The following is a 17385-nucleotide window of genomic DNA, read 5'->3' as shown; positions in this document are numbered from 1 at the left end:
ATCGCCACATTCCCATCCAGTGGCGCTCAGATCCCAGGAATCGCTGCCTAGCTTGCAGATGTTCTCCATGGGGTGTCCACCGAGGAGTCAGGAGCACTATGTCATACCTCATGGCACGGCGGACACGAATTCCTAGAAGATGGTTTCAAGGAGGACCCAGGAACTGAACGTGCTTGGGCCGGTGCTCTGATGCGGCGTTGATGCGATAGTCAAGTGCTGTCAGTTTTTGGCAAGCGCGTTATGAATAATTATGAATTCAGAAAACTCTCTGCAGAAGACGGAGAGTCAAGGAGACATATTCATGACCACGCGTTTCGAAGATTTTTATCAGCGTTCCATTCATGACCGCGACGGCTTCTGGGCGGAGCAGGCCGGCCTGATCGATTGGCAGCAGAAGCCGCAGCAGATCTGTGACTACAGCAACCCGCCATTCGCCAAATGGTTTGTGGGCGGCACAACGAATCTTTGTCATAACGCCATTGACCGCCATCTGGCAGAGCGCGGCGATCAGAACGCGTTGATCGCCATTTCCACCGAAACCCAGACCGAGAAGGTCTACAGCTACCGTGAGCTGCATGCGGAAGTCAACCGCATGGCCGCCGTGTTGCAGTCGCTGGGTGTGCAAAAAGGCGACCGCGTGCAGATCTATATGCCCATGGTTGCCGAGGCCTGCTTTGCCATGCTGGCCTGCGTGCGTCTGGGCGCCATTCACTCCGTGGTGTTCGGCGGCTTTGCCTCGGGCGCGCTGGCGTCGCGCATCGATGATGCCGAACCCAAGGTCATCATCAGCGCCGATGCGGGCTCGCGTGGCGGCCGTGTCGTGGCTTACAAGCCTTTGCTGGATGAAGCGCTCAGGCAATCCAGCCACCAGCCCGCTGCCGTGCTGATGGTCAACCGCGGGCTGGCCGAAATGCCCATGAAGGCAGGTCGCGACCATGACTGGTCGGCCTTGCGGGCCCGGCACATGAATGCACGGGTGGATTGCGTCTGGGTGGAGTCAACCCATCCCAGCTACACCCTCTATACCAGCGGCACCACAGGCAAGCCCAAGGGCGTGCAGCGCGATACGGGCGGCTATACCGTGGCGCTGGCGGCCAGCATGCCGCATATCTTCGATGCCCAGGCCGGACAGACCTTCTTCTGCACCAGCGACATCGGCTGGGTCGTGGGTCATAGCTACATCATCTATGCGCCGTTGATTGCGGGCATGGCTACGGTGATGTATGAGGGCCTGCCAGTCAACCCCGATGCCGGCATCTGGTGGAGCATTGTCGAGAAATACAAGGTCACGCACATGTTCTCGGCGCCGACGGCGATTCGCGTGCTCAAAAAGCATGATGCGGATTACCTCAAGCGCTACGACATCTCCAGCCTCAAGGCCCTGTGGCTGGCTGGCGAGCCGCTTGACGAGCCCACTGCGGCCTGGATCAGCCAGGCCATCAACAAGCCCATCATCGACAACTACTGGCAGACTGAGACCGGCTGGCCCATCATGACGCTGTGCAACGGCGTGCAAAAGCAGGCCACGCGTTTTGGCAGTCCGGGCCGGGCGGTCTACGGTTACAACGTCAAGCTCATCGATGACGCCAGCGGCGAGGAGTTGACTCAGGCGAATCAGAAGGGCGTGCTGGCGATTGAAGGTCCGCTGCCGCCCGGTTGCATGCAGACGGTCTGGCGTGACGACAACCGCTTTGTCAACACTTACTGGAAGAGCATTCCGGGTCGGCTGATCTACAGCACCTTCGACTGGGGCATCCGTGACGAGGACGGCTACTACTTCATTCTTGGCCGTACCGACGATGTGATCAATGTGGCGGGCCATCGCCTGGGCACGCGCGAGATCGAGGAGAGCATCTCTGCCCATGCCCAGATTGCCGAAGTGGCGGTGGTTGGCGTTGCCGACAATCTCAAGGGCCAGGCTGCGCTGGCCTTTGCCGTGGTGCGCGATGCGGCCTTGGTGGCAGATGAGGTGTCCAGCAAGGCCCTGGAGGCCGATGTGATGAAGCTGGTCGACTCGCGTCTGGGTGCGGTTGCGCGTCCGTCTCGCGTGATTTTCGTCACGGCTCTGCCCAAGACGCGCAGCGGCAAGCTGCTGCGCCGGGCCCTGCAGGCCGTGGCCGAAGGTCGTGACCCTGGTGATCTGAGCACCATGGAGGATCCTGCGGCCCTGGCTCAGGTTCAGCAACGCTTGTAACTTCAGCAAGCCGTAGCCTGCGGTGATGGCCCTCAAAATCAACACAGTCCAGGCAAGGCCCGCCCCGCAGCAAAGTCGGTCGTCCCCTCAGGGAAGACTCGAAGCGACTCAGGGGACATTTGAATACAAGGCCTGCGACCATCAAGGCGCAGGCCTTGCTGTTTGCAGCCTAAAATCGCCCGATCGCGTCGCGCAGTCCGCTGCCTGGCGCTATGGAATTGAAAAACTTCGAGAAAGAGCTGTTGTGCAAATTGCATCCTCCATCTTCAAGGCCTATGACATTCGCGGCATCGTGCCGTCGACACTGACTGAAGAAGTCGCCCGTGGCATAGGCCGCGCATTCGGTATGGCAGCGCTGGTAGCCGGCGAAAAAACCGTAGCGGTGGGCCGTGATGGACGTCTGTCGGGTCCCGCGCTGTCGGAGGCATTGATGCAGGGCCTGACCGATGTGGGCGTGAATGTGATCGACATCGGCCTGGCCACCACGCCCATGCTGTACTTTGCGGCCGCGACCTTGTGCACCAGCGGCATTCAGGTGACGGGCAGCCACAACCCCAAGGATTACAACGGCTTCAAGATGGTGCTGGCAGGCCGCGCCATTTATGGCGAGGAAATCCAGGCCCTGCGCGCACGCATGGAAACCGAGGACTGGACGATTACCGGTGCCGGACAGATCAGCCGCGCCGATGTGCTGGCCGATTACACCGCCCGCATCGTGGGCGACGTGAAGCTGGCGCGGCCCATGAAGATCGTGGTGGACTGCGGTAACGGCGTGGCCGGTGCGTCGGCGCCCGCCATCTTCCGTCAGCTGGGCTGCGAGGTGATTGAGCTGTTCTCTGAAGTCGACGGCAACTTCCCCAATCACCATCCCGATCCCAGCAAGCCCGAGAACCTGCGCGATGTGATCCAGGCCCTGCAGACCAGCGATGCCGAGCTGGGTCTGGCCTTTGACGGTGACGGCGACCGTCTGGGCATTGTGACCAAGGACGGCCAGAACATCTTCCCCGACCGTCAGATGATGTTGTTCGCCAAGGATGTGCTTTCGCGCGTGCCTGGCGGCTCCATCGTGTTCGACGTCAAGTGCACCCAGCGTCTGGCCCCCGAGATCGAAGCTGCCGGCGGCAAGGCCGTGATGTACAAGACCGGCCATTCGCTGGTCAAGGCTCGCATGAAGGAGCTGGGCGCGCCGCTGGGTGGCGAGATGAGTGGCCATATCTTCTTCAAGGAGCGCTGGTTCGGCTTTGACGATGGCACCTATGCCGGCTGCCGTCTGCTCGAAATCGTCAGCCGCGAAACCGACCCCAGCGCAGTGCTCAACGCATTGCCCACCAGCTTCTCCACGCCCGAACTCAATGTGGCCTGTGCCGAAGGCGAGCCCCATCGTCTGGCGGCCGAGCTGCAGGCGCTCGCTGCCACGGAGTTTGCCGAACCTGCCCAGGTCAGCACCATTGACGGCCTGCGCGTGGACTGGGCCGACGGCTTCGGCCTGATCCGTGCCAGCAACACCACGCCGGTGCTGGTGCTGCGCTTTGAAGGCCATACACAGCAAGCCTTGCAGCGCATAGAAGCGCAGATGCTGGCCTTGCTCAAGCGCGTCAAGCCTGACGCCCAGGTGGGCGCTTCTGCGCACTGAGCGAAGCAGCGCTCAAGCATGGCCAAACCGGCTCCCATGAGCTTTGCCCGTGCGCTGTTCAGTGCGCTGGCCTGGGCGGTGCAGCCGCTGCTGCGGCGCAAGCTGCGTCGCAGAGCGCTGGCTGAGCCGGGCTACGGCGTGGCCGTGCCTGAACGCTTCGGCCATTACCAGCCTGCAGATCTGGGGCGCGATGGACGCGGCCGATGGGTGTGGATTCATTCGGTGTCGCTGGGCGAGACCCGGGCTGCCGCCATTCTGATCAAGGCCTTGCGCGAGCGCATGCCGGCTATGCGTCTGCTGCTGACGCACAGCACTGCGACTGGGCGAGAAGAGGGCGCAAAGCTGTTGCGCCCGGGCGATGTGCAGGTCTGGCTGCCCTGGGACTCCCTGGGCGCCACCAGGCGTTTTGTCGCACAGTTCCAGCCTGCCGTGGGCGTGCTGATGGAAACCGAGATCTGGCCGAATCTGATTGCGGCTTGTGCCAACAGGGGCATTCCTCTGGCCCTGGCCAATGCACGTCTCAACGAGAAATCCGAAGCCGGTGCTCTGAGAGTCAGGCCCCTGTCTCGCCCGGCATACGGCGCACTGGCTGCCGTCTGGGCGCAGACCGAGTCCGATGCCAAGCGCCTGCGCAATGTAGGCGCCCACGTGGATGCGGTGCTGGGCAATCTCAAATTCGATGTGCAGCCTGATGCCGCCCAGATCGCCCGGGCCGGGCAATGGCGCACTGCGTTGGCGCGCCCCGTGCTGCTGTTTGCCAGCAGCCGCGAGGGCGAGGAAGCGATGTTCATCGATGCGCTCAAGGCCCTGGGCGATGCTGCAACGGCGGTGCAATGGCTGCTCGTTCCGCGTCATCCTCAGCGCTTTGACGAGGTGGAAAGCTTGCTGGGCAAAGCAGGCTTTGCTGTTTCTCGGCGCAGCCAGTGGGGGCAGATGCCTCCCCTGCAGTCCGGTGCGATCTGGCTTGGCGATTCGCTGGGCGAGATGCCCCTGTATTACTGCCTGGCAGCAGCAGCCCTGATGGGAGGGAGCTTTGCGCCGCTGGGCGGGCAGAACCTCATCGAGGCGCTGGCCTGTGATTGTCCCGTGATACTGGGGCCGCATACCTTCAATTTCAGCCAAGCTTCCGAGCAGGCGCTGCATGCCGGCGCAGCCCTGGGCGTGCAGGATATGGGTGCAGGCTTGGGCCAGGCCCTGGATCTGGTGGCCAGGCCCGACCGTCTGCAGGCCGCCGTACAAAGCTGCAGACAGATGGTGCAGGGCAATCGCGGTGCGGCCGCGGCCACGGCCGAGGCGATTCAAGCGTTGATGAATGCTCCTTGATCAGGAGCATATAGCGCCCTGTGGGCAAGGGTTTTAGGTCGATATGATGTCGAACCCTGAAATCTGTCTCTCGACCGGTCTTAGCGCTTGAGCGTTCTGGCCGCAGGCCGTGCAGCAGCCATGCTGCCTGTAACGGCTGGCCTTGTTGCCGCAGCCGGGGCAATGCCGGGCGTGCGTGTCAGTGCGTCGATCATGCGCAGATCATCGTCGCTGAGCACGCCTGCAGCCTGGCGCAGCTTGAGCTGGCCTAGCAGCACCTGATAGCGCGCATTGGCCAGATCGCGCTCGGTCTGGTAGACCTGACTCTGGGCATTGAGCACATCGATATTGATGCGCACGCCCACCTCATAACCCATTTTGTTGGCCTCCAGCGCACTCTGGCTGGAGGCGAGAGCCGCTTCCAGCGCCTTGACCTGAGCCTGGCCGGACTGCACGCCGAGGAAGGCGGTGCGCGTGGCCTGCTCCACGTTGCGGCGGGCATCGTCGAGCTGGGCGCTGGCTTTTTCCTCCAGCGCCACGGTCTCCCGGATGCGGTTCTGCACCGCAAAGCCCGCAAACAGCGGCATGTTCATGACCACGCCGATCTGGGCAGCGTTGGTGCGATAGCTCAGGGGAATGGATGGAGTCATGGAGCCGTTGGGATAGCGGTTGACCACATAACCGGCCTGCAGGTCCACGGTGGGCTTGTGGCCGGCCTCGGCCTTCTGCGTGTCCAGCCTGGCAATGTCCAGGGCCAGCTGGGCCTGGCGTAACTGGGGCTGGGCGGCCAGGGCCTTGTCCACCCAGTCTTGCATATTGACGGGCTCCACCCTGGGCAGGGTCAGCGGCGCGGCCAGCGGCGTGGGCTGAATGCCGACGCGGCCCACGAGCTGATCCAGGGCCACGCGCTTGACCTGCAGATCGTTTTGCGCGGCGATTTCCTGGGCTGTGACTAGGTCAAAGCGGGACTGGGCTTCGCGCGAGTCGGTGATGGTGGCCGTGCCGACTTCGAAATTGCGCTTGGCCATCTCGAGCTGGGTGCTGATGGCCTGCTTTTGCGACTGGGCGACCTGAACGCTGTCCTGGGCTGCCAGCACATCGAAATAGGCCTGGGCCACACGCACGATCAGGTTTTGTGCGGCTGCATCCAGCTGAGCCTGGGCCACATCCACGCCGCGCTGCCCCTGCTCGTAGGCAATCTTGTTGGCGGGGCGATACAGCGGCTGCTGGGCGCTGAGCTGCACGTTCTGCTGCGTGTTGTTGAAGCTGCTGGCCATGCCGGGCACGGGCACCGAGGTGTGAATGTCGACATGGGTGCGGTTGGCTCCCGCCGTCAGACCCACGTTGGGCAGCAGCCCGGACAGGGCCTGATCGGCGCGGCTGGCCGCAGCTCTCGCATCGGCTTGCTGAGCCTGCCATGAAGCGTCATAGCCGCGGGCCTGAGCCACTAGCTCCGACAAGGTCTGGGCCTGTGTCTGAGCGCCGGCCCATGCCAGCAAAACTCCCAAGGAAATGGCACGCAGCGCGTGGGCGGAGGGGGCTTGCAGGGGCCTGGGCAGCTTGGTCATAGATGTCAGGGTTGGGCGATCTCGATCACAACGGAAACTCAACAAAGTTCTGGATTGTCCGAGCAATAGGCCCGGCAATCTTTCAATAACGGGGAACGCCCGGGTCGGCGCTGAGCGACCAGGCGTCAATGCCGCCGGTGATATTGCTGACGTCCTCAAAGCCGTTGTTGAGCAAAAACGCAGCCACGCTCATGCTGCGTGCGCCATGGTGGCACAGGCAGGCGACGGGGTGGTCTGGGTCCAGCTCCTGCAGACGGCCGGGGATGTCGTGCATGGGAATGCAGCGCAACTCGAAGCCTTCACCGGGCTGAATGCTGGCCAGGGTGACTTCCCAGGGTTCGCGCACATCCAGCACAACGGGCTTGACGCCATTCGCGGCATGAGAAGCCAGCCATTGCTGGAACTGGGCGGGCAAGACCTGGGTCAACATAAAAACTCCTGGTGGCCGGCCGTCGAATCTGCGGGCCGGCCCTGACACTGAAAGACAGGCCCTGATTGCTGCACCGCCGAGTCGCAGCGCAGCAAGCAGGGCGAACGCAACAAGCGTTTAGAACGAGAAGCGCGAAGGCTCTTCAAAACCCACGAGGCGGGTGGCAGCGGTATCCCAGGGTTGCTGGACTTCGAAATTGTTGCCGTTCTTGGTCACCAGCGTGAAGCGCATCACGGGCATGTGACCGACGATGGCGGCAATGCGGCCGCCTTCGTTGAGCTGGGCGTAAAGGGCATCGGGAACCTGGGCCACCGAGCCGCTGAGCACGATCACGTCGAACGCGCCCTGAGCCAGGGACGCGGTGGCACCGTTGGCCAGCTTGACTTCGACATTCTTGACGCCGGCGCTGAGCAGATTCTCACGGGCCATTTCGGCCAACTCGGGGTCGATCTCCAGCGTCACGACTTCCTTGGCCTGGGCGGCCAGCAGGGCTGCCATATAGCCTGAGCCGGTGCCGATCTCGAGCACGCGGTCGGTGGGCTTGATCTTCACATCTTGCAGCATGCGCGCTTCGATCTTGGGTGCCAGCATGTGCCAGCCTTTGGCGGCAGCTTCTTCGGCCGTGCCCTTCAGGGGGACTTCAATGTCCATATAGGCCATGTTCGCGTATTCAGGCGACACATAGTCTTCACGGTGGACCTTGCCCATCAGCTCCAGCACGGACTCGTCCAGCACGTTCCAGGGGCGGATTTGCTGTTCGATCATGTTGAAACGAGCCTGCGCGTGCACATCGCGCGGGTCCACTTGGGCATTCATTGGCAGGGCCATGGTATCTCCGGGGAAAGACTTATCAGGACAAACCATCGATTCTACGAGCCTCGGAGGCTTCGTGCGGCGGCTCAGCGCTTTTTGAGTGCGCGCCGGACCATTTACGGCGCATCCAGTTGGCAAAATCATCGAGATAGCAGTACACCACAGGCACCACGACCAGGGTCAGCAGCGAGGAAGTGATGACGCCACCGATCACGGCCTGACCCATGGGGGCGCGCTGCTCGGAGCCCTCGGTGACCGCAAAGGCCAGCGGCACCATGCCGAAGATCATGGCCAGCGTGGTCATCAGGATCGGGCGCAGGCGCACCCGGGCCGCCAGCAGCAGCGCTTCGTTGCGCGGCAGGCCCGGCTCGGTCTGGCCGCTGGCCTCGTTGGTACGGGGCTCGCGGGCGCGGATGGCAAAGTCCACCAGCAAAATGGCGTTCTTTGTCACCAGACCCATGAGCATGACCACGCCGATGATGGAAAACATGGACAGGGCCGAGCCGAACATCATCAGGGCCAGCACCACACCGATCAGCGTCAGGGGCAGCGAGGTCATGAGTGCCAGGGGCTGGAGAAAGCTCTTGAACTGGCTGGCCAGAATCATGTAGATGAAGATGATGGCCAGCATCAGCGCGGAAATCGCGTAGCCAAAGGATTCGGCCATGTTCTTGGCCGCGCCGCTGAACTGGTAGCTGTAGCCGGGCGGCATGGGAGTGGTGGCCAGCGCCTGCTTGATATCGGCTGTGACCTCGCCCGTGCTGCGCAGATAGACATTGGCGTTGATGGCGACTTCGCGGTTGAGGTTGCGGCGGTTGATCTGGCTGGGGCCGGTGCTGTCCACCACGCTGGCAACCTGGTTGAGGCGCACGATGCGCATGCCGCCATCTCCGGTCGCCAGTGCAAACGGCAGGCGCTCCAGGTCCTGCGGCGTGGTGCGGGCCTCGGGCTCGAGCCGCACGTTCACGTCATAGGTCTGGTCGTCGCTGGCCCGCCAGTTGCCCACGGTCTGGCCGGCCACCCAGGTGCGCAGCGCGCCGGCCATATTGCCTATCGACAGGCCCAGATCGGCCGCGGCATCGCGATGGACCTCGATATTGACCATGGGCTTGTTGGGCTTGAGGCTGGAGTCCAGATCGACCAGGCCCGGGATGTCGGCTATGCGCTCCTGCACGATCTGGCTCAGGCGGCCCAGTTCGTCCAGATCCGGGCCCATGAGCGAGAACTCGACCTGCTTTTGCCCGCCCACGGCCTCGCGCAGGCCTACATGGGTGAGCTTGATGCCTGCAATCGCCTGCAGCCTGGGGCGCAGATAGGCCGAAATCTCGTCCACATTGCGGCTGCGCTGGTGGCGGTCAACCAGGCGCACATAGATATTGGCGTAGTTCTTGCCGTTGGCATTGCCGGTGTTGATGGTGGTCAGCGTGTAGCGCACCTCGGGCAAGGCGCGCAATATGTCCGTCACCTGCCTGGCCTTGATTTCGGTGGCTTCGATCGAGGAGCCCTCGGGGGTGTTGAAGCTGATCGAAGTTTCCGAGAAGTCCGCCTTTGGCACAAATTCGGTGCCGAGCAAGGGTACAAGAGCGATGCTTGCTATGAAAATAATGAAGGCCAGCGCCAGGGTGAGCAGCTTGTGAGCCAGTGACCAGCGCAGTATGCCCTGATAGAAGTCCGAGAGCCGATCGCTCATACGCTCCACCCAGGCCGTCACGCGCCCCAGCGTGCGGTCGTACAGGCTTTTGCTGCCATGTTCGCCATGGGCGTGGATTGCCGGGTCATGCCAGACGCTGGAGAGCATGGGGTCCAGCGTGAAGCTGACGAACATGGAGATCAGCACGGCCGCCACGATGGTGATGCCGAACTCATGGAAGAACTTGCCGATGATGCCGCCCATAAAGCCTATGGGCAGAAATACGGCGACGATGGAAAGCGTGGTGGCGAGCACGGCCAGCCCGATCTCCTGCGTGCCTTCCATGGCTGCCTGATAGGCGTTCTTGCCCATCTGCACATGGCGCACGATGTTCTCGCGCACCACGATGGCATCGTCGATCAGCAAACCCACACACAGCGAGAGTGCCATCAGCGTGACCATATTGATGGAAAAGCCGAACCAGTACATGAAGAGGAAGGTACCGATCAAGGCAATCGGCAGCGTCAACCCCGTGATTACCGTGGAGCGCCAGGAGTTCAGAAACAGAAAAACGATGAGCACCGTGAGCAAGGCACCCTCGATCAGCGTCTGGCGCACATTGTCCACACCCACGCGGATGGCGCGCGAGTTGTCGGCAATCGCCTGCAGGCGCACGCCGGGCGGCAGCTCGGGGGCGATGGCCTTGATCGCCGCGTTCAGGCCGTTGACCACCTCGATGGTGTTCTCGTCCTGGGCCTTTTGCACGGACATCAGCAGAGTGCGGCTGCCGTTGTACAGCGCCAGGGTCTGCAGCTCCTGCGCATCGTCCTGCACGCGGGCCAACTGGCCGACGCGGATCGGAGCGCCATTGCGGTAGGCCACGATGATGCGGGCGAATTCCTCGGGGCGCTGGATGCGGGCATCGATCTGCACCACGCGTTCCTGGGCCTTGGAGCGGATCGCCCCCACAGGCAGATCCTGGTTCTCGGCACGCACCGCCTGGGCAACCTGCTCGGGGGTGATGGCATAGGCCTCAAGCGCCCGTGGGTCCAGATAGACATTGATCTCGCGCTTGGTGGCTCCGACCATGTTCACTGCGCCCACGCCGCGCACGTTCTCCAGCCGCTTTTTCAGCACCTGGTCGGCCCAGCTCGTCAGCGCAATCGCGTCGGGCGGCGTCACGCTCTGGCCATTGGCTGCGGTCTCGCCGTGCAGGGCATGGGGGTCTGGCAGCACGGCCAGCGACCACACCGCCGTGCTGGCCGGGTCGAAACGGATGACACGCGGTTCCTTGACCTCGTCACGCAGAGTGGGGCGCACCGAGGCGACCTTCTCGCGCACATCGTCGGCAGCGCGGCGGCCGTCTATATGCAGCTGGAACTCGATGATGACGACGCTGGTGCCTTCGTAGCTGCGCGAGGTCAGGGCATTGATGCCCGCGACCGAGTTGACGGCTTCCTCGATCTTCTTGGTGACCTCGCTCTCAACGATCTCCGGCGAGGCTCCTGGATACTCGACCGTGACCACCACCACGGGAAATTCGATGTTCGGGAACTGGTCGACCTTGAGCCGCTGGTAGGAAAAAACGCCCAGCACCACAAAGGCCAGCATGAGCATGGTGGCCAGCACCGGGTTTTTCAGGCTGATGCGCGTGAACCACATTTATCGGCTCCCGCTGCTGACTGGCTCGGCCGATTCTTCGACCAGCGTGCCTTCGCGCAGGCCGCCGGTGCTGCCAGCCAGTATCCGGTCGCCCGCATTCAGGCCCTTGAGGACCTGAACCCAGGTTGCGCCTTCATGGGCGGACTGGCGTCCCAGCTCCACGGTCTTGTGGATCACGCGAAGCTCTGTGCGGTTGGAGATTTCCTGTGCACGCTCCGGTGCGATTGCGGCCACGGCCGGCTTGCCCGCTTGCAGCACTTGCACATAGGGCAGGGGCTTGTCGGTGCGCACGGAGGCCAGAGGAACGGCTAGCTGGCTGGCGTTGCCGGTCAGTATGCTTCCCTGCAGGAACAGCCCGGGGCGTAACTGTGGAATGCGTTGACTGCTATTGTTTTTGGCGGCTTCGTCCGCTTGTACTGCCAGATAGGCGGCCACGGTGCGCGAGCCGGTCTGTGCACTGGGATTGATGCGCACCACCTTGGCTCTGATGGACGTCATGTCCTGGGGGGCACCGGGCACTTGCAGCTCGGCCATCTGGCCGACCTGAACCTGTACCGAATCTGCGGGAGCGAGCTGGGCCATGATTTCCAGCTTGTCTGGATCGACGACTTCGACGATGCGCGCTTCCACACCAACGCGCTCGCCGTTCTGGACAAAGCGCTGGGCGATCTGCCCGCTCATGGGGCTGGTGATGACGGCGTCGGTGACGGACTTGCGGGCCGCATCGGCGGCGGCCTGGGCGGCAGCCAGATTGGCGCGGGCCGAATCCAGGTTGGCCTGCGAGGTCAGCAGTGCCGTGGTGGAGATAAAGCCTTTTTGCACCAGGGCCGCATTGTTGTCCTGGTTGCGCTGGGCAATCACCAACTGGGCTCTGGAGGCATCGGCCTGCTGCGTCGCCTGGCGCCAGCGTGCCTCGGCCTCCGTGGCATCAACGCGAGCCAACTGCTGGCCCTTGCTGACGCTATCGCCTTCACGCACCGTCAGGCCGCGCAGTTCGCCCGCGACATAGGCCTTGACCACGGCCGAGTTCACCGCCTGCACCACACCGTTGAGCGGAACGCTCAAGGCAAGCTGAAGGGGCTGGACCGTCAGAACCTCCTGGGCAGCCAGTTGTATGGGCAGCTCCTGCGGAACCGCAGCATGGTTCGGGGCCTGTTTTTTATGCTGCAGATTGACGACTGCGCGCCAGCCTATGACGACCAGCAAGCCGATCAGGGCCAGACTCAAGGCCCAGCGGCCGGAACGCTTCATGGTGTGTATCCCTCTGAGGCAGGTTTTTCTGTTCTATGCGCCACATGGTAGGTGCGCCAGGCACGGCTTGTATTGCAAGTGTAGTGGGCGCCCTGCAGCATAGCGGCGCCGCAATCGCTGTCATTGGTGAAAATGGGTAGTTGATTTGAGCTACGCTTGACGCGTCTTAAAAAACCAAGGAGCCGGTGATGGCAGCGGAAACCATTTATCTGGGCGGAGGTTGCTTTTGGTGTACCGAAGCCGTCTTCGACCGTGTACGCGGAATAGTCGATGTGGAGAGCGGCTATGCCAATGGCCACCTGGACCATCCCAGCTACGACGATATCTGTACCGGACAGACCGGTCATGCCGAGGTAGTGAAACTTGACTTCGATCCCGCCGTCATCAGCCTGCGCGATGTGCTGCTGATCTTCTTCGGCACCCATGATCCGACCACGCTGAACCGCCAGGGCAACGATGTGGGCACGCAGTACCGCAGCGCGATCTTCACCACCGATGCGAAGCAAACGGCCGAGGCACAGGCATTGATGCAGGAAATGCAGAACGAAAAAGCGTTTGATGCACCTATGGTCACTCAGATCGAGCCCTTGACCAACTACTGGCCTGCCGAAGACTATCACCAGGACTATTTCCTGCAGCACCCGGGCCAGGGCTATTGCGCTTTTGTGGTGGGACCCAAGGTGCAGAAATTCCAGAAAGCGTTTTCGCGCTGGCTCAAGGATTAAGCCAGTCTGTCAGCGTATGGCCCGGAGTGCAGATACACTCTGCAACCCTTGGCCGCTTTCGCACCGTCCGAGGCAGAACTAGCTCCATAACGTGTCACTTCACTCCCATCTGCGTCGACCCACCCGCTCAGCCCGTGCTGACGGTCGTCTGTGTCTGCGCGAAATCTGGGTGATGCGCTGGCTGATGGGCCTGCTGGCCCTGGCCATGGTGCTGGGGCCGACGCTGGGCCAGATGCACCGTGCTGTTCACCTGGGCAGCTCGCCCGGGGGCAAGATCTATGCGGCGCACAGCCATGCGGCACCCGCGCTATCGGCAGCCTCTGGCGAAGTGGCGGGAGATTGCCAGGCCGACCGCAGCAACTGCGCCTCGGACCTGTCCTGGGTGCATGCGCTGTTTGCCGGTCATGGACCGGCAGAATGCCAGCTGCTGGACCAGGCCAATCATGGCTATGCCGGGCCTGTGGCCGTACTCGCTTTCAGTGCGCCGCCACCTGACAGCTTCATCCCCCGGCCTTTTGCTCCCGCGCCCAGAGCCGTCTTTATTGCAGCGCCGCTGGCTGCACGCGCGCCCCCTCTGTCTCTCAGCTCCCTGGCCTAGGTTGAAGCCATGCTGCGGCATGGTTTGTTGCCTACACCAGAAACTTCAGAATTGATAGCTGTAAGCGCTTTGTACATAAGCGATTAAGGCTATTTTATTGAATTTCCGTGCGTACTTTCTTTGATGGTCTGCGTGCGCACGGTCGCTTGTGGAACTGAGATGTCTCAACGTTTTTTGAATTCTTCCGCCCATTCCTTGCGCCGTTCTTCCAAGTCGGCTCTGGCCCGCGCCATCGAAGCGCTGCAGCCGGCAGGGCGCGGGCTGGCTCTGGGTACAGGCCTGGGCCTGCTGGCCTGCTCGCCCCTGGTCTTTGCGCAGTCCGATGCGGCCAAGCAAGAGTCCAGCCTGGCGGAGGTGACCGTATCGGCGACCGGCATGGCCGCCGGCGATATGGCCACGCCCGTCCAGGTGCTCGGTGAAGAGGAACTGCGCCTGCGCCGTGCCGCGACCCTGGGCGAGACCCTGGCGGCCGAGCCGGGCATCAATGCCAGCCATTTCGGTGCGGGAGCCAGCCGCCCCGTGATTCGAGGCATGGATGGTGCGCGGGTCTCCGTGCTCAGCGATGGCTCGGAGTTGCTCGATGCCTCGACGGTCAGCCCCGACCATGCGGTGACCACCGAGCCGCTGCTGGCCAATCAGATCGAAGTGCTGCGCGGCCCTTCAGCTTTGCTCTACAGCCCCGGCGCCATGGGGGGCGTGGTGAATGTGCTGGACGGCAAGATTCCGACCCGGGTGCCTGAGAAGGGCCTGGAAGGTTCGGCCGAGGTGCAGGCCGGCACGGCGGCAGGCATGTCGGCCGGGGCCTTCTCCCTGACCACGGCCACGCCGCTCAAGAACGATAACGGCCAGCTGGTGCTGCATGCCGAAGGCGTGGCCCGCAACGCGGGAGACTATCGCGTGGGCAGCGGCTGGGGCCAGAGCAAGGTTCCGGGCAGCTTCAGCCGCGGCAACACGGGCAGCGTGGGCCTGTCCTGGGTAGGCAATCAGGGCTATCTGGGCCTGGCCTACACGCGGCAGCAGGCCAGGTACGGGTTGCCAGGCCATCAGCACAGCTTCGAAGGCTGCCACGCACATGGCGATCATCTGCATTGCGGCTCGCATGATGGGCATGACCACGACCATGATCATGATCATGAGGAAGGCGGCAGTGTGCCCGTGGTCGATCTGACCAGCGAGCGCTGGGATCTGCGCGGCGAATGGCGCAAGCCTACAGCCGGCATCGCCGCACTGCGTCTGCGCGGGGGCCTGACCAATTACCGCCACGACGAGATCGAGGATGGCAGCGTGGCCACTCAGTTCAGAAACAAGGCCCATGACCTGCGCCTGGAGATGGAGCATGAACCCATCGCCGGCTGGCGTGGCACGCTGGGTCTGCAAACCCTCAAGCGCCGCTTCAGCGCCACGGGCGAAGAGGCCTATGTGCAGCCCACGGATACCCAGCGCCACAGCCTCTATCTGCTGGAAGAATACCGCTGGCAGGATTGGAGCTTTCAGGGAGCCTTGCGCCACGACCGCCAACGCGTGGAGGCCGAGCTGAGCAACGAGCGTCGCAGCCACAGCGCCACTTCGGCGTCGCTGGGCACGGCCTGGAAGTTCCAGCCCGGCTATAGCGCATCGGCCTCGTTCACCAGCGGCAGCCGCATGCCCACGGCCGAAGAGCTGTTTGCCAACGGCCTGCACATGGCCACGGCAACCTACGAAATCGGCAATCCCAATCTGTCGCGCGAGCGCTCGCAGGCGCTGGACCTGGGCCTGGCCAAGACGGCCGGTGATACGACCTGGAAGCTCAATGCCTATCACTACCGCATCAAGGGCTATATCTACGGCGCCACGCTGGATGCTCACGAAGGGTTGCAGCTGCTGCAATACACCCAGGGCAATGCGCGCTTTACGGGCTGGGAGGCTCAGCTGAGCCAGCGCCTGAGTCGCGAGTTGAGCCTGAGCCTGTTTGGCGACGGCGTGCGTGCGCGTCTGGAAGATGGCTCTGCGCTGCCACGCATTCCGGCATTACGTGCCGGCTTGCGGGTGAACGCGCGTCTGGCCGGCTGGGACACCATGGCCGAATGGACTCAGGTACTGCGCCAGAACCGCACGGCTCAGTATGAAACCCAGACGCCGGGCTACGGCATGCTGAACCTGGGCGCGAGCTACCTCTGGAAGAGTGGCGGCAACCAGTGGCAGTTCTATGTCAAGGGCCAGAACCTCACCAACCGTCTGGCCTACGCTGCAACCTCGTTCATCAAGAGTGCAGCCCCGTTGACGGGTCGCAATCTGGTGGTCGGTCTGAGAATGGACTTCTGATCCGGCTCTTGATGAGCCAAGCTACATCCGGCCCGGGTTTGGGCCTGGGCCGGACGCCATGGCTATAGATAGTGCTGCAGATGGCGCAGGGAACGAGTGCTGTCCACGCCTATCCTGGCAATCACTTCCGATTCGGGCACGCCGGCGCGCAGCCACTGCACGATGGCCGTGTTGCGCAAGACCTGCGGCCCCACGCGCTGCAACGGAAATTTCTGGCTGTCCTCGGGCTGGGCACTGTGAGCGCGCTGAATGATCTGCGAGGCCACATGGAACAGCATGCGTACCGACAACTCGCCGCCACGGCGCGAATAGAAGACGATATGGTTGCCGTCAATCACTGACGGCCCGCGCTGTGCGGCGCTGAATCTTCTCCAGCTTTGCAGGGCCTGAGCCACGGAGTCGGGCAGCTCAAGCAGCCTTTGCTGAGCATTTCTGCCGCCTTCTATCTGCAGGTAGCGGGGCAGGGGCGACTCTCCGTTCGCAATGCTTTCCGAGCTGCCAACCCAGACTTGATTTGTGCTTGAAAGCAGGTTCTTCCATAGCAGGCTGCGCACCTCTTCGGGGGCCAGAGCCATCTCGTAGAGCAGCAGCACAATGGCGCGGTCGCGTGCGTCCTGATAACCGTCGGCGCCAGGAAAGTGCCTTGGCAGTGACTGCCAGAGCAGGGGAGGCAGGCAATGGCCCTTGCCGTCCTCGGAGGGAGGGCGTTCAGTCGGCTCGAGACCGGTTGCAGGGTTGGCGCTGATCCAGCCGTGCTCCATCGCATGGTCGTAGATGCGCTCCAACAGCCGCCAGTAGCGGCGGCGGGTGACCGGACTGATCTTGCGCTCGGGGTGGTGGTGCGCTCGTTGTCCATCGCGTATCTGCAAGAAGCTCTGTACATCCAGCTCGCTTGCCTGATGCCAGGACTTTGAAGAACGCGGCCTGCGGGCAGGGCGCACCTTGTCTGCGATCGGTGCTTGCCCGGACAGATGCATCAACCAGGCCTGCCAGACCTTTTCATAATTGCCGTCTGGAGATGTGTCCAGCGCATCCCAGCTCTTGCTGCCCTCATGCTCGAGCCAGTCGCGAAACAGCTGGCTTCCAGTTGGCAGTGTGGATGGATCTGGAGACTGCTGATCCGGAATGGGTTTGTCTTGCATATGAAGAGTTTAATGTAACTTACATGAAATATCTATCACTACCAACAAAAATACATTCACTCAATCACAAGCCCGAAGTAATCAGCGAAGAGGGCGCTTTCTGTCGCAGCGCCCTCATATTTTCATGACGGATCCA

Annotated in this window: 12 protein-coding genes; 6 read left to right on the top strand and 6 right to left on the bottom strand. The window is 62.7% G+C overall.

Going from position 1 to position 17385, the window contains the following annotated elements; translation table 11 throughout:
- Positions 1–301: 301 nt before the first annotated feature.
- From FSY45_RS00180 to FSY45_RS00170, 3 genes are all read left to right on the top strand, one after another.
- Positions 302–2194, top strand: coding sequence for a propionate--CoA ligase (locus tag FSY45_RS00180; protein WP_004340905.1), 1893 nt, complete (start codon positions 302–304; stop codon positions 2192–2194).
- 244 nt (positions 2195–2438) lie between these two features.
- Complete coding sequence (locus tag FSY45_RS00175) at positions 2439–3827, top strand: phosphomannomutase/phosphoglucomutase (protein WP_148747883.1); 1389 nt, start codon at positions 2439–2441, stop codon at positions 3825–3827.
- A gap of 18 nt (positions 3828–3845) precedes the next feature.
- Complete coding sequence (locus tag FSY45_RS00170; RefSeq protein ID WP_148747882.1) at positions 3846–5150, top strand: 3-deoxy-D-manno-octulosonic acid transferase; 1305 nt, start codon at positions 3846–3848, stop codon at positions 5148–5150.
- 80 nt (positions 5151–5230) lie between these two features.
- Here FSY45_RS00170 and FSY45_RS00165 read toward each other — a convergent pair whose 3' ends face one another.
- The 5 genes from FSY45_RS00165 to FSY45_RS00145 all read right to left on the bottom strand — a co-directional run bounded on the left by FSY45_RS00165 (position 5231) and on the right by FSY45_RS00145 (position 12483).
- Entirely contained in the window at positions 5231–6697 is a 1467-nt protein-coding gene (locus FSY45_RS00165; protein WP_004340912.1) for a TolC family outer membrane protein, read from the bottom strand.
- Positions 6698–6779: 82 nt separating this feature from the next.
- Entirely contained in the window at positions 6780–7127 is a 348-nt protein-coding gene (locus FSY45_RS00160) for a rhodanese-like domain-containing protein (RefSeq protein ID WP_003079187.1), read from the bottom strand.
- 117 nt (positions 7128–7244) lie between these two features.
- The gene (locus tag FSY45_RS00155) at positions 7245–7955 is read right to left on the bottom strand and encodes a protein-L-isoaspartate O-methyltransferase (RefSeq protein WP_004340917.1); all 711 of its coding nucleotides are present in this window, start codon (positions 7953–7955) and stop codon (positions 7245–7247) included.
- A gap of 22 nt (positions 7956–7977) precedes the next feature.
- Positions 7978–11232 (bottom strand): efflux RND transporter permease subunit, encoded by a 3255-nt coding sequence (locus FSY45_RS00150; protein ID WP_148747881.1) that lies wholly within the window; start codon positions 11230–11232, stop codon positions 7978–7980.
- Positions 11233–12483, bottom strand: coding sequence for an efflux RND transporter periplasmic adaptor subunit (locus FSY45_RS00145; protein ID WP_046462431.1), 1251 nt, complete (start codon positions 12481–12483; stop codon positions 11233–11235).
- A gap of 188 nt (positions 12484–12671) precedes the next feature.
- Between FSY45_RS00145 and msrA the strand changes: the two genes are divergently transcribed.
- The 3 genes from msrA to FSY45_RS00130 all read left to right on the top strand — a co-directional run bounded on the left by msrA (position 12672) and on the right by FSY45_RS00130 (position 16107).
- On the top strand, positions 12672–13208 hold the full coding sequence (gene msrA, locus FSY45_RS00140) for a peptide-methionine (S)-S-oxide reductase MsrA (protein WP_046462430.1): 537 nt from the start codon (positions 12672–12674) through the stop codon (positions 13206–13208).
- Between the two features lie 172 nt (positions 13209–13380).
- Positions 13381–13806, top strand: a complete 426-nt coding sequence (locus tag FSY45_RS00135; RefSeq protein ID WP_046462429.1) for a hypothetical protein — start codon at positions 13381–13383, stop codon at positions 13804–13806.
- 159 nt (positions 13807–13965) lie between these two features.
- The gene (locus tag FSY45_RS00130) at positions 13966–16107 is read left to right on the top strand and encodes a TonB-dependent receptor domain-containing protein (RefSeq protein ID WP_046462428.1); all 2142 of its coding nucleotides are present in this window, start codon (positions 13966–13968) and stop codon (positions 16105–16107) included.
- A 62-nt stretch (positions 16108–16169) separates the two neighbouring features.
- Here the strand turns inward: FSY45_RS00130 and FSY45_RS00125 are convergent, their stop codons facing one another.
- Complete coding sequence (locus FSY45_RS00125; RefSeq protein ID WP_148747880.1) at positions 16170–17249, bottom strand: site-specific integrase; 1080 nt, start codon at positions 17247–17249, stop codon at positions 16170–16172.
- Between the last annotated feature and the right edge of the window lie 136 nt (positions 17250–17385).

This window comes from Comamonas sp. Z1, assembly GCF_008121555.1.
GTDB lineage: Bacteria > Pseudomonadota > Gammaproteobacteria > Burkholderiales > Burkholderiaceae_C > Comamonas > Comamonas thiooxydans.
Note: the sequence above shows the minus strand (reverse complement) of the source record. Positions and strands in the feature narration are given on the sequence as shown.